The sequence below is a fragment of the Bacillus sp. EE-W1 genome (assembly GCF_009760835.1).
GTDB lineage: Bacteria > Bacillota > Bacilli > Bacillales > Bacillaceae_G > Bacillus_A > Bacillus_A wiedmannii.
Map to the genome: position 1 here is coordinate 575,906 of NZ_WIPE01000056.1, position 725 is coordinate 576,630.

A 725-nucleotide genomic window follows, 5' to 3' on the forward strand; every position below is an offset into this window, starting at 1 on the left:
AATTAAATCTATCAAGTCTCATTGAATCTACCGAATCTATGCATTATGGTAAATTCAATGAGGTGAGAATAATAATGGAGTTTTTACGAGTTAGTCAAGTATCGGAATTAACAGGTTTGTATCCTAGTAGTCTTAGGAGAATGCTGATGGAACATGCTACTATTCAGAAGAATCAATCTTTTATTATCTGAAAGGTGAGTGCTCGAATAATCGCACAGTAAAGGAGTAGGCTTCTGATGATATTGGCGAAGAAAGTTAGACTAATTCCAACGCCTGAACAAGAAAAAGTGCTTAGAAACCATGCTGGTGCTGCAAGATTCGCTTATAACTATTGTAAAAGAATGAGTGATAGATACTATAAGCTATTTGGAAAATCTGTTTCACAGTTAGCTTTACAGAAACGATTTACAAAGATCAAGAAGCGAAAGAGATATGAGTGGTTAAATGACATCAACGCACAAGTTCCCAAACAGGCTTCAAAAGATTTTGATAAGGCGAGGAAAAATTCGTTCGAAAAGTACAAAAATGGTTCTCACACTTCTTATAAATCCAAAAAAGATTTAATCCAAGGATTTTATGCCAATTATGAAAGACTGATTATAGGAAAGAAAGTAGTTCATATTCAGTCTATTGGAGAAGTGAAAACAAGCCAACAACTACCAAGAAACAAAAAAACATCCAATCCAAGAGTTACATTTGACGGTCGTCACTGGTGGATTAGTGTA

1 protein-coding gene is annotated in these 725 nt (G+C 34.6%); it reads left to right on the forward strand.

Annotated elements, in window-relative coordinates; genetic code table 11:
* Positions 1-236: 236 nt before the first annotated feature.
* Positions 237-725: helix-turn-helix domain-containing protein (locus GFJ36_RS10515; protein ID WP_157349544.1), on the forward strand; the 489-nt coding region annotated here is incomplete at its 3' end.